Consider the following 16,795-nt stretch of genomic DNA (forward strand, 5'->3'; position numbering starts at 1 on the left):
ATAAAGCCAGTTGCGGATACGCTTCAGTTCCATATCAGCAGTTCCGCGGGCGTCGGGTTATAGGCGTTGCACGGATTGTTCAACTGCGGGCAGTTGGAGATCAGCACGATCACATCCATTTCCGCGCGCAATTCGACATACTTGCCCGGCGCCGAGATGCCGTCTTCGAATGTAAGACCGCCTTCGGACGTCACCGGCACGTTCATGAAGAAGTTGATGTTCGCGCCGATATCCTGCTTCGACAAACGTCCGTCGTGCGCGCAAGCACGCAGGTAGTTGTCGCGGCAGCTGTGCATGTAACGCTTTTCCAGCGCGTAGCGCACCGTGTTGCTCTCCTGCGCGCAGGCACCGCCGAGCGTATCGTGACGGCCGCAGGTATCGGCGACGATCGTCAGCATCGGATTGCCGAGGTTCGAATACAGCACGGTACCCGTCGTCAGATAGAGGCTTTTCTGCCGGCGCAGCGTTCGTTGCGGGTCGAAACGCTCACGCGGATCTGCAAGACTGTAGAACAGCGTATCGACGGCCTGATTGCCTTCCAGATCGAGAATGCGCAGCGTCTGCCCGGCTTTCAGTTCGTGAAGCCACGGCTCGCCGGCCGCGAGTGTCTCGCGAAAGACCGCGTGTTCGGGGCGTTTGTCGCTGACTGTAAGCGTCGTTGTCATGGTGTCAGGCTCCGCTCAAAGAAAGAAACGATCGGTGTTGATAAAACCGCGCACGTTTTCCTCACATGAGGTTCGGCAAAGTTCGGCGACGTCGCGCTCCGCGTGGCTCAACGCAAGCCTGACCGGCTTGGGTGCGTATTCCGGATTCGGATCGAGCGGATGCTGGATCGCGGTGAGCACGACGAGCGTGTTCATCGGCGCATACAGGTCGACGTAATCGCCGGCCTTCGAATTGCCGGGCACGAAATTCAAGTCGCCCGCGTCGGTGACATCGACACGGCTAAAGAGATTGAGCGTCATCAGGAGGTCCGAGATACCGAGCCCCCATTTGCCCATTTCGACAAGCAGGTTGTCCGTGCCGTTGCGATAGAACGCATTGCGCAGTTCCTGATAACGGCCCGTGCCGTACCGTTCATGAACCTCGTCGGCATTCGATACGCCGCCGATGCTGTCGTGCCAGCCGCAGGTGTCCGCAACGATCGCGGCGAGCACGCGACCCATATCGGAATAAAGGCAATGACCGGCCGTCAGTTTCGCCGTGTGCTGGCACTTCAGCGTATCGGGGAGGTTGAGCCGTTCGCTCTTCTCGGTTGCGTTGATCAACATAACGCTGACGTTCGCGCCGCCGCGCAGGTCGGTGATGCGCAACGACTGGCCGCGCTTGACGATCAGCGATGCATGGCCGCCGCCGGGGACGGTTTCTTCGAGTAGCAAATCCATGTTGTCAGGATTCCCGTTAGGCTGAGACCGCTTCGACACGCGATGCGCCTTCCACCACGGCTTGGGCCATATGGATGGACGACGCCGAGTCGCGGCTGTGGTCGAGCGGAATGTTGTAGGTAATGCGCGCGCCATAGGCGCCGGGCGCTTGAGGATCGACACGGACCTTGTCGAATACCAGCACGCGGCTGCCAAGCGTGAAGCCTTCCTTCAGGTCATGCGTGACCATGAAGATCGTCAGCTTCGATTCACGCCACAGGCCCAGCAGCAAGTCGTGCATGTCCTTGCGGATGCCGGGATCGAGCGCGCCGAATGGCTCATCGAGCAGCAACACGCGCGGCTTCATCATCAGCGCCTGGGCAATCGCGAGACGCTGTTGCATGCCGCCCGACAGTTGCTGCGGATATTTATCCAACGCCGCGCCGAGGCCCACGCGTTCCAGCATCGCTGCGGCTTCGTCACGCGCCGCACGCCGCCGTGCACCGAACAGTCGGCCCGTGAACTTCGCGCGCGGCAATTCGAGTCCCAGCATCACATTGCGGACCACACTCAGATGGTCGAACACCGAATAGCGCTGAAACACCACGCCGCGATGCGCATCGGGTTCACCCGGCAAGGGTTCGCCGTCGAGCAGAATCTCGCCGCGCGTCGCGCGCTCCTGGCCGAGCAACAGCCGCAGGAATGTGGACTTGCCGCAGCCCGATGCGCCGACCATCGAACAGAACTCGCCTTCATCGACGTGCAGGTTCAATCGTTCGAGCACGACCTGATCGCCGTATTGCTTCCAGACGTTACGAACTTCGATCATCGTGCGCCTCCGCCATACCAGGGGAACGACCATTGCGTGAGACGGCGCAGCAGTTCGTCGGTGAGCCACGCGAGCAGCGTGATCCACGCGACGTAAGGCAGGATCACGTCCATCGCGAGGTAGCGGCGCACCAGAAAAATGCGGTAGCCGAGACCGTCCGTCGAAGCGATCGCTTCCGCAGCGATCAGAAACAGCCAAGCAGAGCAGAGCGAGAGACGGATCGCCACCAGTAAGCGCGGCAGCAGTTGCGGCAGCACGAGACGCAGAATCAAGGTCCAACTGGTTGCGCCAAGCGTCTGCGCCTTGACCCACAGCTCGGTTGGGATCTCGCGGGCCCGCGCGTGCAGATCGCGGATGATCATCGGCGTAATGCCGACCACGATGAGGACCACCTTCGACAACTCGTCGAGCCCGAACACGATGAACAGGATGGGCAGCACCGCGAGCGGCGGAATCATCGAAATCACCGTAATGAACGGTGAAAAGGTTGCGCTCACCAGCGGAAAAGCGCCTGTCGCAATGGCCGCCACCAAGGCAATCACGGCACTCACGACGAGGCCGATGCCGAGCCGTCTCAAGCTCGACACCGTATCGGCCCACAGCAGATACTCGCCCGTGCGCTTGTCCTCGTTGAAAGCGACCTCCTTGATGGCATCGGTCATTTGCGTGGCGCTCGGCAGCAGCTTGTCATCGGGATTGACCTTGAGCCGCATCGACGACCCGGTGAAATAGACCGCCATGAGCACGATGAACGGCAGCAACAGCAGCATGAGGCCGCCGCTTCGGCTGGGGTGTCGATTGATGAGTCGCATGGATGCCTGCCTTATCAAATGCGTGTTGTCTGGCTCAGAGCTTGCCGGCAGCCGCCATTTCCACGTAGGTCGGATCGAAGCGCAGCTTGACGTTGCTCTTGTTGCCGATCACAACGCCCTTGTCGAACGCCATGCCGACCACGTCCGCGCTCTTGGCGTCCTGCCCGAGCAGACCGTGATCGAACGAAAACTTCGCGACGCGCGTCATGATCTTCGGCATGTCAGGGCTGGTGACGAAATCGAGTGCGGCCTTCGGTGTGTAGAACAGCGCGGTGGTCGACAGTTGGCCCTTGAAGCCCGCGAGATCGGTGCCCGATGCCTTCGCCATCGCGGTGAGCGCGCCGGTGCTGTCGGCGTTATTGGCTCGCATCAACGCGACCATCTCGAACCATGCGCCCGTCAGCGCCTTGCCGAGCGCCGGGTTGTCGTTCAGCGTCTTCGTGTTGACGACCATCATGTCCATGATTTCGCCGGGGATCTTGCTCGAGTCGAAGACCTCCGTGACGTTCGGCTGCGCCTTCAGGTCGGCAAGCATCGGGTTCCACGTCACCGCGTTGTGGACAGCGGGCGTAGCGAACGCACCGGAGATGTCGGCATCGGAGGTGTTCACCACTTTGAGGTCGCGCTCGCTCATATGCGCGCTCTCGAGGGCGCGCGCAAGCAGGTAGTGAGACACGGAGAACTGAACCAGATTGATCTGCTGGCCCTTGAGGTCGGCAATCTGCTTGCCCTTGCCCTTGATGAGCACGCCGTCGTTGCCGTTCGAATAATCGCTGACGATCAGGGCGGTCGAATCGACGCCACCCGAGGCCGGGATGGTGAGCGCGTCCATGTTGGTCATCGCGCAGCCGTCGAACTTGCCGGCGGTGTACTGATTGATGGATTCGACGTAGTCGTTCAGTTGCACGACATCGACGGTGATGCCGTATTTTTTGGCCCACTTGGAGACGATGCCCTGGGTTTTGGCCTGACCCCACGGCATCCAGCCCGCGTAGATGGTCCAGCACACCTTGAAGTCGGTGCGTCCGGCGGCAAACGAGGAAGTTGAGGTGAAAGCGGCGAGAGAGACGGCGGCGATGCTGAGAAAGCGAACGAGCTTGCGCATGAGGTTGACCTCGGAAGGGACGGTTAGCGACGGCAGGGAGCAGCGCAAACATCGCGTTCTCTCCCGGGCTTTTGTCCCGCCGTGTAACCTCACCTGAGGTCGACAGCTCTCGGACCAGCACCTGCGTGAAGCAGGCCGGAACCCTAGCCGTCCATTTCCAGATTGTGTGTTAAACCGGATGATGCGCCGGCTCCTTGCACTCCTTCCTGAGCGAGAAGCGTGCCAAAGGAAAATCGCCGCATTTGGGCGCAGCGCAGCGGGTTTCCGCCCCGCTCCGGTGACGGCGCGCACCTAGGCATGCCGAATCGGCACCTTATCCGTGCATTGATTTTTTGGGCGTTGATAGTCATGTAGCGGCCTGGATCAGGAAATGACCGCGGGCAAACTGCGCGATCGCGCGCATCGCGCAGGACGGCGGATTCAGCAGCAACAGCCATTTCACGTCCAGCCTTCGCCAAGCGCATGCGATCACGCTGGCGCAATTTCGCGACGAGCAGCGACACGACCGTGCGACGGTTGATTGCGAGTAGGTCCATCCGCTGGCCGGGTTAGCCAGCTCGGTTTTCCGCTCATCCGTCCATGTCCTGGCGAGCGCCGTGATGTGCGACGGTCAGCTCGAGTCCTGCCATTCTCCCGGGCTCTGGCCCTTCGCTCCAATTGTTGACGTCGTTTCCCGGGACGCTGTGCGGCGCGCACCGTACCGCATCCCGTGCATCTGCTCACTGCCCGCCGTAGAGCGCGTTCAAGCGATCCAGCGTGCCGTCCTTCTGGGCGCGCTGCAATTCCTGAATGACCTCTGCGCGAGTCTTGCCACGGAGGGCGCCGCTCCCGCTACTGCCCACGGACGTACCGCCGACTGCGTCCGACGTCATAGCGGCGTTGCTGTCGGAGGCGGTCCTGGATGTGTCGGTGTTGTCACCCGCATAGGCGAGCGTGGTGCACAACGCCAATGCGGCAATAGGGATCAAAGTCAGAGTTTTCATCGTATTCTCCAGCATGGTGCATGACATGCCCGACGCCAATCGAATCACGCAGTTTGCGCCGGGATTTCGTGCCGTTTCGAAAGGCATCAAAGGGTCTTGCAAGGACTCGGCACGCTCTTGCAATACCAGGGCAGAATTTCCTTTATTCCCGAGTTACCTCTTTTTTTTTGTATCGCGGCCGCTCCAGGATAGGGCCCAGGCATCCAGCCTGGATCTATTTTCATCACCTGCAACGTACTCCTTTGGTATTTATGGATGTTCTGCTGGTTGTTCCAGTTGGAACGGTATTGGAATTATTTTTCTGATCTGTAAGCAGAACGTCGGCGTAGCGCACGCAAGCCAGCTCAAGGCTCTCTCTGGATGGGCAAGTCCTATCTCCCACGGCCCATCCATAGGGCCACGACAGTGCGGAAATCAGAACTACAACGGTTCGCTGGATACCGGTGTTCATGGCGGCAAACCGCGTGGAACTGCCGGGTTTCGACTGCCCCCCGTCCACGGGTTGCGGCACGCCGACAGGTACCACTGCACTGTATGCGCTGACCGCATGCGCATGAATAAGGCACTTTTCCTAAACGAGGCTAGGGGATTGCCTTATTCAGTGACCGGGCTCCGCCCTATTGGCTCTCGATCCACTGAATTGCGAAGCGCATCAGCTCCTTGCCGTTACGGATATTCAGCTTTTCTTTGATGTTGGCCCGGTGTGCCTCGATGGTCTTGACGCTCCGATTCAGTTTCTCGGCGATTTCGCGGGTGCTGAAGCCGAGTCCGATCAGCTGCAGGACCTCGAATTCCCGTTCCGAAAGGCTCGCAATTGGCCCCGCCGGCATTTTTTTGGGACCCGCAAGGGCTCGCGCCAGCTTTTCATGCATGGCGGCGCTCAAATAAATATTGCCTGCCAGCACGTCGCGGATGGCGCTCATGACATGCTCTGTGGCCTCGAGTTTCATCAGATACCCGTTTGCCCCGGCCCGTAGTGCGCGTTCGGCAAACAGGCTTTCGTCATGCATGCTGAGGACGAGGATTGCCAAATTTGGGTAGCGGTGGCGGAGGGTCTTGACAAGATCCAGGCCGGAGTCCGATTGCAGACTGATGTCCACAATGGCCATGTCGGGCTGGCAGGCCATCGCGGCCAAGGCTTCTTCGGCGCTGCCGGCCGCACAGCAGACGTGCAGATCCCCTTGCAGATTCAGCAAGTGCGTCATCCCCTCCCGGATGATGGGGTGGTCATCCACGATCAGGATTTGAGTCGCGCGGCCTGAGCTAGACGAGTTCCCGTGCATGGTCCGGGCGCTCCGGTATCGGATAGCGGATGGTGACCGTGGTGCCACCCAAAGCATTGCGGGTCACGGTGCAAGAGCCGCCCAGAAGGCTCGCCCGGTGACGCAGGTTGTGGAGTCCCAGCCCTGAGGCACGCTCCATTTGTTCCGGGCCGACGCCCACCCCGTCGTCACTGATCGAAAGCGTCTGCAAACTGCCTGCGCGCTCCAAGTCGATCCAAATGTGGCGGCCTTCGCTATATTTCAGCGCGTTGTTGACTGCTTCCTGTGCGGCACGGTACAGGTTGATCTGCGTCGGCGGATCCAGTAAGTCCACATCTGGGTTGATCCGGAGCATGCAATCCACGCCATTAAGCGCGCGAGTCGTCTCCGCCAGCACATGCAGTGCGGCCGCAAGGCCACCATATTCCATGGCGACCGGGTCCAGGCCATGGGCAACCCTGCGGGTCATCAAGGACGCCTGCTTCACTAATCCGACGATGGTAGCGGCGTCGGCGGCGGCTGGGTGGCCCTGGGTCTGCAGTTTCTGATTCAAGGCGGCGCTGTACAGACCCAGGCTGGTCAGGTGTTGCCCAAGTCCGTCATGCAGTTCCCTGCCGATGAGTCTCTGCTGCTGATCGCCGATCTGGATCAGTTCTCCTTCCAACAGACGGCGCCGCGCCATCTCCTCCTTTAGTTCATTGTTTGTCTTCTCCAGGTCTTCGGTTCGCTCCTGGACGCGCCGTTCCAATTCGATGTGGGATGCCTGCAGCAGGCTATGGACGCGCTGCTCCTGAGCACGTACCGCCACCAGCAGCAGTCCGGTCACCGCCACGACGTTCGCGAAGGTGCACCACCTCACGAGGCTATCCACCGGAGATTCGGCGGCGAAGGGGCCCGTGTCGTGGGTGGTACCCCAGATGGCCACGACTGAAACCATCAAGGTCGCGATGCTGGTGCCTAAGTGATCGAAGCGGAGAGCCGCCCAGATAATGAACGGAAAGATCGCCAAGGCTGCGGGATAGTAGCCGTGCCCGGCAAGTTGCGGGGCGCCGAAGATGAGGTAGCTCACCCAGGAGGTCGCAACGGTCAGTCCGCACGCCTCTACGGTCTGCGCCGCGGAGCGGACAGGGTTCGAATACGTGAGGAAGCTGAACAGGGGCGGGGCCACGACCAGCACGCCCATCATGTCACCGAGCCACCACTTCAGAAAGGCTGCGTCGTACTCGGCGACCGGCACCAGGCCCCCTCCAAGCAGGGCGGTCGCGCCAATCAGCGCACTTACTGCCGTGCTCACCACCGCAGCCAGGCCGATGAAGGCCAACACGTCACTGATGCGGTCGAGGGTGATCTGGAATCGAGCCGCGCGGTTCAATAATATTGCTGCCGTCAAGGCTGCCACTGTAGCGCCGGCGCCAATCACCGCGGCCACTGGCAAGGGCACGCCCACCGACACGTTGGCCAGGAAGGAGCCAATGACGATTCCGGGGGCAACTTCGAAGCCCAGAGCGAGCAGCGCAACAAGGGCGATGCCGCTGGAAGGCCACACCAGAGACACTGCGCCGCCCACTATCGCATAAGCAAGTCCTACTTTTGCGCTTGCGTAGTACGCCAATGCCACAAACCCGGTGTGCAGGAGGAGCCTAAACCTGGAATTGTCCCGATTGATGCCCATTGTTCGCTCCAAACCCTCTACGCGAGCGATTTCCCATGCGTCCCGGCACAGCCCGCAAGCAGCAATCCTGATGAACCTGTCAATATGGCGAATTTAATGCCGGGATTACGCAGGTCGCACTCCTCATATCAAGACGACCAAAACGACTATGAACCCACGTCAGAATTCTTCTGTGCGCTATCGCACATACGAAGGATCATCATGGCGGTACAACATAAGTTTGTTCAGGCGTGTGTCCGTCTGCCTTACCAAGGATCGGCGTGCGGTATGCGTGGAAGTAAAGCAGGGATGTTTCGTGGCTTGCGCGTGCGATAAACGAAACATCCGGAGCGGCCCTCATGCCGCTCCGGACGGTGACGCGTTAGAAGAGCGTTAGAAAAAGCCCAGCGGCTTCTCGCTATAGCTGACGAGCAGGTTCTTGGTCTGCTGATAGTGATCGAGCATCATCTTGTGAGTCTCGCGGCCGATACCCGATTGCTTGTAGCCGCCGAACGCCGCATGCGCCGGATACGCGTGATAGCAGTTGGTCCACACGCGGCCCGCCTGGATCTGCCGGCCGAAGCGATAGGCACGCGTGCCGTCGCGCGTCCACACGCCGGCGCCGAGACCGTAGAGCGTATCGTTGGCGATCTCCAGCGCTTCTTCTTCGGTTCTGAACGTCGTCACGGAAACGACCGGCCCGAAGATCTCTTCCTGGAAGATGCGCATCTTGTTATGGCCGCGGAACACGGTCGGCTTCACGTAGTAGCCCTTGCTCAGCTCGCCGCCCAGCGTGTTGCGTTCGCCGCCGATCAGGCATTCGGCGCCTTCCTGCTTGCCGAGATCGACATACGAGAGGATTTTTTCGAGCTGTTCCTGCGAAGCCTGCGCGCCGATCATCGTTTTCGTATCGAGCGGGTGCCCTTGCGTGATCGCTTTGACGCGTTTCAATGCGCGCTCCATGAAGCGGTCGTAAATCTTTTCGTCGATCAGCACGCGCGACGGGCACGTACACACCTCGCCCTGATTCAGCGCGAACATCGCGAAGCCTTCGAGCGCCTTGTCGAAGTAACCATCGTCGTGGTCGATCACGTCGGCGAAGAAGATGTTCGGGCTCTTGCCGCCGAGTTCGAGCGTCACCGGAATGATGTTCTGGCTCGCGTACTGCATGATCAGGCGGCCCGTGGTGGTCTCGCCGGTGAAGGCGATCTTCGCGATGCGTTTGCTCGATGCGAGCGGCTTGCCGGCTTCAAGGCCGAAACCGTTGACCACATTCAGCACACCCGGCGGCAGCAGGTCCTGGATCAGTTCGACCAGTACGAGAATCGACGCGGGCGTTTGCTCGGCCGGCTTGAGCACGATGCAGTTTCCCGCAGCCAGCGCCGGCGCTACCTTCCACACCGCCATCAGGATCGGGAAATTCCACGGAATGATCTGACCAACCACACCAAGCGGCTCGTGGAAATGATAGGCCACGGTATCCGCATCGATCTCGGAGATCGAACCCTCCTGTGCGCGGATGCAACCGGCGAAATAGCGGAAGTGGTCGATCGCGAGCGGAATATCGGCGGCGAGCGTTTCGCGCAGCGGCTTGCCGTTGTCGATCGTTTCCGCGACCGCGATACGCGACAGGTTTTGCTCCATGCGGTCCGCAATGCGGTTCAGAATATTCGCGCGCACGCCCGGCGCGGTATCGGCCCACGCTTTGCGGGCCCGGTGGGCCGCGTCGAGGGCGAGCTCGATATCTTCTTCCGTCGAACGGGGAATCGACGTGAAGGGCTCGCCGGTGATGGGCGACACGTTGTCGAAGTATTCGCCGCGCACCGGAGGAACCCACTCGCCGCCGATGAAATTGGCGTACTGCCGCGCATACGGAAATTCGACATCGAGAAACTGCATATCTGCGTGATTCATGCTGGACTCCTCCAATGATTGTGTGGCTGGTCTCGATGGAGAAAGCATGCGTTGCCTCGGCGCATCCGCACTGCTGACGCTCTTCATCGTGCGGAGCGTTCAGCGAGAAGCGTGCCATCAGGTATTGGCAGCGTCGCGACAGGCGATAGTCGCATCGTTAGCCGCATCTGATGCCACGCACCGCGTGCGGCGCACACGTCGCGGCGAGTGGATCGAGCATATGTGCCGGTTGATCCACCTGCGTGGCAACTGTCATTTTTAGCAACACATCCTCGCTCGACTGCGCCAGCGTGCAACACCAGTTGTCACGCCGCGGCGGCCGTTTAACAGCACTCGCGCCCGTCCTTCATGAGCCGCTACGGCTTGCGGCCACACCACTGCCAATGGCACGCGACTTGCCTTGAATGGTCGGCAGCCAGTCTGCGCTCACTAGACGATGGCGCCGCCGCACGGCCTCGCGTCGACAACTCAACAGCAACCATGTTGCATGGGACCAGAGTAAGCCGCTAAAGCGGCAACTCAACAACAACCATGTTGCGTGGGACCAGAGTAAGCCGCTAAAGCGGCAACTCTGGTCGACACAGGAGACAAGGATGAAAGCACGTTTAACTTCGGCGACGCGGCCCACGGCGCTAGCGCTGGGCGTGGCCGCCGCCGTCAGTCTGGTATTCGCGTCGGCGGCAGCAGCCGACGACTATCCGGCCGTCACCTATGAGCGGTTGACAGCGGCGCAGAGCGACCCCGGTTGGCTCACGTATTACCGCACCTATAACGGTCAGGCGCATTCGCCGCTCAAGCAGATCGACGCAGCCAACGTCAAGAACCTCAAACAGGTGTGGAGCTACAAGTTTCCGGCGGACTTGCAGCAGGGTTTCGAAGCCACCCCGATCGTCAATGGCCGCTATCTGTACGTGACCACGCCGAAGGACAACGTGTACGCGTTCGATGCCGCAACCGGCAAGCAACTCTGGAAGTTCGAGCCGAAACTCGGGGCCGAATCGTTCAAGACAGCATGCTGCGATGTGATCAACCGCGGTGTGGCGTTGTACGGCAAGAACGTCTACGTCGCCATGCTGAGCGGCGACGTCGCGGCGCTCGATGCGCAGACAGGCGCGCTCGTCTGGCGCAAGCAGATGTTCGAGCCGGGGCTGGGCTACGCGTTCTCCCTCGCGCCGCTCGCGCTCGACGGCGCGCTGGTAGTGGGCAGCGCAGGCGGGGAATACGGCGCGCGCGGTTTCATCGCGGCGTTGAATCCGGATAACGGCAACGTGCTGTGGAAACGCTTTACGGTGCCGGCAGCCGGGGAAAAGGGCGGTGACTCATGGCCGAACGGCATGCAGGAGCATGGCGGCGCACCGGCCTGGCTGACAGGCACCTATGACGCCGCCTCGAAAACGCTTTACTGGGGTGTCGGCAACCCCGGGCCGTGGCTCGCCGATCTGCGTCCGGGCGACAACCTCTACTCCGATTCACTGCTCGCGCTCGATCCGAAAACCGGCAACCTCAAATGGCATTACCAGTACACGAAACATGACACATGGGATTACGACGGCGTCAATACACCGGTGCTTGCCACGATCAAGTACCAGAACAAGGAATACGACGCCATCATCCATGCGGACCGCAACGGCTTTTTCCACGCAATCGATCGCGGCACCGGCAAGCTGATTTACGCGAAGCCCTTTGTCACGGCGACCTCGGTCACCGGCTATACGGCGGACGGCTCGCCGATCCAGGATGCGTCGAAATATCCGAAGGCCGGCACGACGATCGAAACCTGTCCGAGCTTCCTCGGCGGCAAGAACTGGTGGTCGGTTTCGTACGATCCGGACAAGCATCTCGCGATCGTTCCCGCGCTGCATGCGTGCATGTCGCTGTCGGGCAAGTCGGTGAACTACATGGAGGGGTTGCCGTACCTCGGCGAAGGGTTCGAGATCAAACCGGAGCCCGGCAGCAAGGGTTATGGCGAACTGCAGGCGATCGATGTCGACACCGGCAAGAAGGTCTGGAGTCACTGGAGCAAGCTGCCGTGGAATGGCGGCGTAGCGACCACTGCGGGTGGCCTCGCCTTTAGCGGCTCGCTCGACGGCCATCTGTATGCGTTCGACGAGGCGACCGGCAAGGTGCTGTGGCAAAGCCCGAAACTCGCTAGCGGGATCATTGCTCAACCGTCGGTGTTCGAGGTCGACGGCAAGGAGTATGTCGCCATTCTCGCCGGTTACGGCGGCGCTAACCCGATCTGGGGTGGTCCGATGGCGAAGTCGGCGGAGAAGGTCCCACGCGGCGGCACGCTGTACGTGTTTGCGCTCAACCATAGCTGATGTTCACGTGGCCGCCACGTCAGGTTGCTCAGCGCACATTTGCGCGGGCAATCCAGTCGCGGCGGCCCGGTCTTTCCCGGAAGCAGGATCATGAAAACTCGACTTAATTCGTTTGCTCTGGCCAGTGTGCTGCTAGGTAGCGCCGTGCTCGCGCCAGGAATCGCTACCGCCGGTGTGCGCGTCTGCACGTTTCCAGGCAGCCCATCGACCGCGCTCGACGAGGCGGTGGCGCGCGAAGCGTTTCGTACGGCGGGTATCGCAATGTCGCTCGCACCCGGTGGATTCGACGGTAACGATGACGACGGCGTGTCGCTGAAGGAACTCAACAAGGCGCTTGCGCGCAAATGCGATGTCATCGCAGGCTTCCCGCGCTCGGCAGTCGCCGACGGCTCCGGCAGCAAGCTGACTTTCTCGCGTGGCTATCTGCAGTCCGGCTATGTGAGCGTCACTTCGCACGGGTCGTCAGCGCAGGCCAGCGGCGCAGAAGTCGTCGCGGCAACTTACGCGAGCCCCGCGCAGTTGATCGCCGTGCAGCAAGCCGGTGTCAAGCTCGACCTGGAGAACACGGCGCAACTCACGGTCGATGCCGTCGCGAGCGGACGTGCCCAACGCGCGATCGTCTGGTATCCGGCGGTTGTGGCTTATACGATTGAGCATCCGCAGCGGCACTTCAAGATTGCGGGCGCCGCCTCGCCGTATGCCGACTGGAATCTGGTGTTTGCATTTGGCAAGAACGGGGCCGCGTTACAGCCGCGTATCGACGCCGCGCTGGAGAAGATGGCGTCCGATGGCAGGTTGGCGGCGTTGACCCGCGCCTGGCGGTTGCCGGAATCGGTTCAGGCTGCAGGGCCTCCTGCGGGCGCATTTGCCTACCGCGACGGCCCTGGCCGTAGCGATTCGGCAGTGTGGCGAATGACACTGGCCGGCAATCGCCGGGCGCCGCAAGGTCGCTTCATCAAGGTCGATGCAAGCGCGCCCGCCGACGCTCCCGGCTTTGACCGCGCGCAGGTCGCGCACGGCAAGACGCTGTACTCGAGTGCGTGCGCGAAGTGCCACGGTCCCGAGCTGCAAGGTTTGAATGCGCCCGCGTTGCGTGGTCCGTCCTTCGCGCCGGCCGCCAACGCGAAGCTCACCATCGGCGGCGTGTATGGATACATGGCGAACAATATGCCGGCAGACCGTCCCGGCAAGATGAAACCGCAGGACTATGCGGACATCATGGCGTTCCTGTTGTATTCGAACGGCTACAGCGCCGGCAAGACCAGGCTGACGGACGACAACGCCAAAGCGTCGTCGACGCCCCTCAACGCGCGGACCTCGCAATAGCGAACGCTTCAGGCGATCTCCGGGTACTTCACGGAGATCGCCGGCTGTCAAAGGGGGAATGGGTGTTCAGGAAGGGGCGCGACGTACGAGCGATAAATGATGGATGCGGCGACATCTCCAGTCACCTCCCATCTAAACCAAACCGCCGTGCTACCCCAGAAGCAACGAGTTATCCCTGCTGCGGAAAATCAACGGCTGCGCCTCGCTGTCACGTACCGGCCGCCGCGCGAGCGTCACCACCTGCTCGATTTGCCCATGATGCTCGGACTTTGCACACACCGGGTCGGCGGCCGCGGCATCTCCAGTCAGCAGATACGCCTGACAGCGGCAGCCTCCGTGATCGGTCTCCCGCTCGTCGCAACTCCGGCAAGGCTCGCGCATCCAGCCGTCGCCGCGAAAAGCATTGAACGCGTGACTGTCGTACCAGATGTCCACGAGTGAAGCGTCGCGCACGTTGGGCAGATCGAGACCCGGCAGCGAGCGCGCCGCATGGCACGGTAAAGCGGTGCCGTCGGGCGCGATGCCGAGAAACACGGAGCCCCAGCCGTTCATGCAGGCCTTCGGGCGTGCTTCGAAATAGTCGGGGACGACAAACAGGATGCGGCAGCGATTGCCGAACCGTTCGCGGTACCGATTGACGGTCGCTTCGGCTTCCTGCAGCTGTTCGCTGGTTGGCATCAACTGCTCGCGATTGAGCATGGCCCACCCGTAGTACTGCGTGTTCGCCAGTTCGAGGTAGTCGGCGCCCATCTCGAGCGCCATCTCGATGATCTGCCCGACGTGCGGCAGGTTATAGCGATGCAGTACGCAATTGAGCACCATCGGGTAGCCGTGTGTCTTGATCAGGCGCGCTACCCGTTGTTTCAGCTCGAAGGTCTTCGTGCTGGACACGAAATCGTTGACTTCGCGCGTCGAGTCCTGAAACGAGAGCTGGATGTGATCGAGACCGGCGTCTTTCAGACGCGCGATGCGCGTCTCGTTGAGCCCGACGCCCGACGTGATCAGATTCGTATAGAAGCCCAGTCCACGGGCGTGCGCGACCAGCGTTTCGAGGTCGTCGCGCACCAGCGGTTCACCGCCGGAGAAACCGATTTGCGCGGCGCCCATGCGTCGGGCTTGCGTGATCACGTCGCGCCAGGTCCCGGTGTCGAGTTCCGCGCCATGACTGGCGAAGTCGACAGGGTTGTAGCAGAACGCGCAGTGGAGCGGGCAGCGATATGTGAGTTCCGCCAGCAGCCATAACGGCGGGGAAGGGCGAGCGCCAGGGGTGCCGGTCGCGGTGTTCATGTCAGTCCAGCCAGCCGCGTTGCCGCGCATGGTCGATGAAGCGATACACGTCGGCGGCAAGGTTCGATGCACTGAACAGATCTTCCAGTTCGCCGATGATGTCGTCCAGTTCGCGGGTTCCGTCGCAGCGCGTGAGAATTTCGCCCGCGCTCGGATTGAGCTTGACCATGCCTTCGGGATACAGCAACACATAGGCATCCTGCGCGTCTTCCCATTGCAGACGGAACATCGTGCGCAGACGTGGCCGCAGGCTGGCGTAGTGATCGGGGTGTGGGGCGTTCATACCGGGTACGCCTTTTCGATGGCGTCGAGCATCGACCACAGAATGTCGAGCTTGAAGCGCAGGATGTCGAGGGCACGCTGTTGCGCGTCGGGTGTCTTGAAGTGCTTGAGCGTGACGTCGAGCCCGTGCTCGACATCGCGCTGAGCGAGCGGAATGCGGCTGCGAAAGTACTGCAGCCCCTGCGAGTCGATCCACGGATAGAGATCCGGCCAACCGGCCAGCCGGTCGCGATGGATCTGCGGCGCGAACATTTCCGTGAGCGAAGAGCAGACCGCCTCCTGCCACGGCGCCCGCCGCGCGAAATTGACATAGGCGTCGACCGCGAAGCGCACGCCGGGCAGCACGTGCTCGAGCGACCACAATGCCGTGCGGTCGATGCCAACCGCGTCGGCGAGGTGCGCCCACGCTTCGATGCCGCCGGGGTTGTCGCCGTAGCCGTCGTGATCGTGCAGCCGCTCGATCCACAGGCGGCGCGTCTGCCGGTCGTCGCAGTTGGACAGGATCGCGGCGTCCTTGAGCGGGATGTTGATCTGATAATAAAAGCGGTTTGCAACCCAGCCGCGTATCTGCTTCGGCGAACACTGGCCACTGTTCATCCGCTGATTGAACGGATGATGAATGTGATAGTGCGCGCCGAGCGCGCGCAGGCGCACTTCGAATTCGCCCGGCGGCCAGGGGGCGGTATGGGCAACATCGGTGGGCAGCGGGGCGTTCATGGCTATACCTGAAATTGCATTCCGTCGCGCGCCACTTCAATACCGCGGGCGCGTATCACGGCATGTTCGGCGGAATGCGGATCGAGAATCGGATTGGTGTTGTTGATGTGAATCAGCACCTTGCGCGTCGTACTGGGCAGTGCGTCGAGAAGTTGAACCATGCCGGGCAGACCCTGATAGCCGCACTGTGCGAGATGGCCCATGTCGGCGGCGTGATGCGTGGACAGACCGAGGTCGATCATCTCTGTAGCGGACCAGAAGGTGCCATCGACCAGCACGAGTTGCGCAGAGCGCATCGCTTCGAGCACGGGTTCCGGCGCAGCCGCGAGACCCGGCGCATAGAAAACGCGCGCACCTGTGGCGACGTTCTCGATCAGCAGCGCGATGTTGTCGCCAGGCGCGGCTTCGGCGCGGCGTGGTGAATAGGGCGGCGCCTTGCTCTCGATCGGCAACGCGGTGAAGCGGATGCCCTCCGCCGGCGCGACCGTGAAGGGTTGATCGAGCGCGATCTCGTGACGCTCGACGCCGCAGTAATGGCTGAGCAGCGGAACGAGCGGCAAGCCGGTAGAGAGATCGTCGAACACGGGTGCGCAGGCATACAGCGGCAGCGGTGTCGTGCGTTCGCGCAACATCAGCAAACCGGTGACGTGATCGATTTGCGCGTCGATCAGGATGACGGCGGCGATGCCGCTGTCGCGGATCGAACGGGCGGGTTGCAGTTCCGGATTCGCACGCAATTGGGCGAGCAGGTCCGGCGATGCGTTGATCAGAATCCAGTCGACGCCGTTCCCGCTCACTGCAATCGACGATTGGGTGCGCGGTAACACATCGCCGGCGCGGTTACGGGCCTGGGTGCAGTTCGCACAGTTGCAGTTCCATTGCGGTAGTCCGCCGCCTGCACCCGAACCAAGAATCTTGATCTTCATGAGCGATGCTCCGGGC

At 61.5% G+C, this 16,795-nt stretch carries 16 protein-coding genes and 1 riboswitch; of the genes, 2 read left to right on the plus strand and 14 right to left on the minus strand.

The genetic code is table 11. From position 1 onward, the window contains the following. Nucleotides 1–23: 23 nt before the first annotated feature. From AC07WT_RS23975 to adh, 10 genes are all read right to left on the minus strand, one after another. Entirely contained in the window at nucleotides 24–665 is a 642-nt protein-coding gene (locus AC07WT_RS23975) for an urea amidolyase associated protein UAAP2 (RefSeq protein WP_492593150.1), read from the minus strand. A gap of 15 nt (nucleotides 666–680) precedes the next feature. Continuing rightward, complete coding sequence (locus tag AC07WT_RS23980) at nucleotides 681–1,385, minus strand: urea amidolyase associated protein UAAP1 (protein WP_494948858.1); 705 nt, start codon at nucleotides 1,383–1,385, stop codon at nucleotides 681–683. A 16-nt stretch (nucleotides 1,386–1,401) separates the two neighbouring features. Continuing rightward, nucleotides 1,402–2,193 carry an ABC transporter ATP-binding protein gene (locus tag AC07WT_RS23985; RefSeq protein WP_494948859.1) on the minus strand — a complete coding sequence of 264 codons (792 nt, stop codon included), beginning with the start codon at nucleotides 2,191–2,193 and terminating at the stop codon, nucleotides 1,402–1,404. Continuing rightward, nucleotides 2,190–3,005: an ABC transporter permease gene (locus AC07WT_RS23990; RefSeq protein WP_494948860.1), complete on the minus strand. Its 816-nt coding sequence runs from the start codon at nucleotides 3,003–3,005 to the stop codon at nucleotides 2,190–2,192. Before AC07WT_RS23990 ends, AC07WT_RS23985 begins: the two co-directional genes overlap by 4 nt. Before the next feature lie 34 nt (nucleotides 3,006–3,039). Beyond that, entirely contained in the window at nucleotides 3,040–4,110 is a 1,071-nt protein-coding gene (locus AC07WT_RS23995; RefSeq protein ID WP_494948861.1) for a putative urea ABC transporter substrate-binding protein, read from the minus strand. 58 nt (nucleotides 4,111–4,168) lie between these two features. Next, a riboswitch (guanidine-I (ykkC/yxkD leader) is annotated at nucleotides 4,169–4,268 on the minus strand. After that, nucleotides 4,254–4,646: a hypothetical protein gene (locus AC07WT_RS24000; RefSeq protein WP_494948862.1), complete on the minus strand. Its 393-nt coding sequence runs from the start codon at nucleotides 4,644–4,646 to the stop codon at nucleotides 4,254–4,256. (Overlaps the previous riboswitch by 15 nt.) A gap of 183 nt (nucleotides 4,647–4,829) precedes the next feature. Beyond that, on the minus strand, nucleotides 4,830–5,093 hold the full coding sequence (locus AC07WT_RS24005; protein ID WP_494948863.1) for a DUF4148 domain-containing protein: 264 nt from the start codon (nucleotides 5,091–5,093) through the stop codon (nucleotides 4,830–4,832). A 617-nt stretch (nucleotides 5,094–5,710) separates the two neighbouring features. Beyond that, the gene (locus AC07WT_RS24010; RefSeq protein WP_494948864.1) at nucleotides 5,711–6,328 is read right to left on the minus strand and encodes a response regulator; all 618 of its coding nucleotides are present in this window, start codon (nucleotides 6,326–6,328) and stop codon (nucleotides 5,711–5,713) included. 28 nt (nucleotides 6,329–6,356) lie between these two features. Then, complete coding sequence (locus AC07WT_RS24015; protein WP_494948865.1) at nucleotides 6,357–8,027, minus strand: MASE1 domain-containing protein; 1,671 nt, start codon at nucleotides 8,025–8,027, stop codon at nucleotides 6,357–6,359. Between the two features lie 372 nt (nucleotides 8,028–8,399). Further along, nucleotides 8,400–9,920 carry an aldehyde dehydrogenase gene (gene adh, locus AC07WT_RS24020; RefSeq protein WP_494948866.1) on the minus strand — a complete coding sequence of 507 codons (1,521 nt, stop codon included), beginning with the start codon at nucleotides 9,918–9,920 and terminating at the stop codon, nucleotides 8,400–8,402. 593 nt (nucleotides 9,921–10,513) lie between these two features. Here adh and AC07WT_RS24025 point away from each other — a divergent pair. After that, nucleotides 10,514–12,241, plus strand: a complete 1,728-nt coding sequence (locus AC07WT_RS24025; protein ID WP_494948867.1) for a methanol/ethanol family PQQ-dependent dehydrogenase — start codon at nucleotides 10,514–10,516, stop codon at nucleotides 12,239–12,241. A gap of 90 nt (nucleotides 12,242–12,331) precedes the next feature. Beyond that, nucleotides 12,332–13,567, plus strand: coding sequence for a c-type cytochrome (locus AC07WT_RS24030; protein ID WP_494948868.1), 1,236 nt, complete (start codon nucleotides 12,332–12,334; stop codon nucleotides 13,565–13,567). A gap of 150 nt (nucleotides 13,568–13,717) precedes the next feature. On the opposite strand, the gene pqqE is transcribed toward AC07WT_RS24030, so the two are convergent. From pqqE to pqqB, 4 genes are read right to left on the minus strand one after another with little or no spacing between them, the layout of a single operon-like run. Next, on the minus strand, nucleotides 13,718–14,884 hold the full coding sequence (gene pqqE, locus AC07WT_RS24035; protein ID WP_494951028.1) for a pyrroloquinoline quinone biosynthesis protein PqqE: 1,167 nt from the start codon (nucleotides 14,882–14,884) through the stop codon (nucleotides 13,718–13,720). After that, complete coding sequence (pqqD, locus tag AC07WT_RS24040; RefSeq protein ID WP_492596297.1) at nucleotides 14,856–15,137, minus strand: pyrroloquinoline quinone biosynthesis peptide chaperone PqqD; 282 nt, start codon at nucleotides 15,135–15,137, stop codon at nucleotides 14,856–14,858. The genes pqqE and pqqD overlap by 29 nt, the downstream gene beginning before the upstream one ends. Next, the gene (gene pqqC / locus AC07WT_RS24045; RefSeq protein WP_494948869.1) at nucleotides 15,134–15,853 is read right to left on the minus strand and encodes a pyrroloquinoline-quinone synthase PqqC; all 720 of its coding nucleotides are present in this window, start codon (nucleotides 15,851–15,853) and stop codon (nucleotides 15,134–15,136) included. Before pqqC ends, pqqD begins: the two co-directional genes overlap by 4 nt. A gap of 2 nt (nucleotides 15,854–15,855) precedes the next feature. Further along, nucleotides 15,856–16,779 (minus strand): pyrroloquinoline quinone biosynthesis protein PqqB, encoded by a 924-nt coding sequence (gene pqqB, locus AC07WT_RS24050; RefSeq protein WP_494948870.1) that lies wholly within the window; start codon nucleotides 16,777–16,779, stop codon nucleotides 15,856–15,858. Nucleotides 16,780–16,795 lie beyond the last annotated feature (16 nt).

This window comes from Paraburkholderia sp. GW821-FHT02A12 (genome assembly GCF_059422005.1).